We start from the raw sequence: 1,132 nt of genomic DNA, 5'->3' as shown, positions 1-1,132 counted from the left end.
GGTCGGACGACATTGGTGACGACAGAAAGATTGATGCGGGCACTGGGATCGGAGGCAGTGGGAGGTGGTGGATCTTTGAGGTACCTGTTGCAGTAAGTAACACACTCATGCATTAGGTATGTCTCTGCTATGGAGCCATCCGGGGCCGACCTGTTTTTGACGAATGACTTATACTGTCCAAGCTGTCTACAAAATCAAACGTACAATAAGAATATGTACATATAGATAGCTAGCTAGTAATCTCCAGTGGAACAAATTAATTAGTTGTACGTACCTTTCTTGAGGATACATCCAAGTGTACTGGACCGGACCAGAAATGAGCACCTGCTCGGGCAGGTGGATCATTAGGTGAATCATGATGTCAAAGAAGGCAGGGGGAAAAATCCTCTCTAGTTTGCAAATGATGTGCACAATTTGTTGTTGCAATTCCACCACATCTGACTTCTTTAATTCTCTGGCGCATAACCTCTGCCACCACCTGCACAATGCCACTATTGGTTCTGCGACGTCCCGAGGCAAGTATGGTCGAATTACCACTGGAATCAGACGTTGCAGCATAACGTGATAGTCATGTGTCTTTAGACCGACAAACTTGTGTTGCACCTCGTCCACTGCTCCAGTTATAGTAGCTGCATACGTAGCCGGATAACGAACGCCCTTAAACCAGTGAAATACAGAACGTCTAAGCGTCGGCTTCACTGTGTAAGGTGCATCTGGCATCTTGTTGTACACTCCTTTCCTATCCCTCCTCAACCACAAGGGACGACGTAGATTCATTGATTCCAAATCTTTGCGCGCTTTGGGAGTATCTTTAGTCTTGAACTTAATACCGAGAATTGTTCCCACCACGCTGTCGCACACATTCTTTTCTATGTGCATCGCGTCCAAGTTGTTCCTCAGCTTCAACTTCGACCAGTAAGGGAGTTCAAAGAATATACTCTTGTGATCCCAATAGCTCAGATCATGTGGAGGAATTGGATTGCATTTCTTTACATCCGCGTCATTGCTCAACACACCAAAGTCGAAATAGCTCAACCTCTCTAAAATCTCTTCGCCCGACCAACTACGGGGTTTAGGATTGTTCTCTACCGTACCGTCGAAATGAGCTTCATCCTGTCGCCAGGGGTGGTCG

Annotated in this window: 1 protein-coding gene; it reads right to left on the bottom strand. The window is 46.4% G+C overall.

Annotated features, from left to right (window positions below; all coding sequences use genetic code 11):
• Nucleotides 1–186: 186 nt before the first annotated feature.
• Nucleotides 187–1,132 (bottom strand): DUF4218 domain-containing protein (locus tag L3V37_RS24135; RefSeq protein WP_237307362.1); only part of this gene is annotated, 946 nt, incomplete at its 5' end.

Source organism: Vibrio sp. D54 (assembly GCF_021728075.1).
Taxonomy (GTDB): domain Bacteria; phylum Pseudomonadota; class Gammaproteobacteria; order Enterobacterales; family Vibrionaceae; genus Vibrio; species Vibrio alginolyticus.
This window is presented reverse-complemented; position numbering and strand designations above follow the sequence as displayed.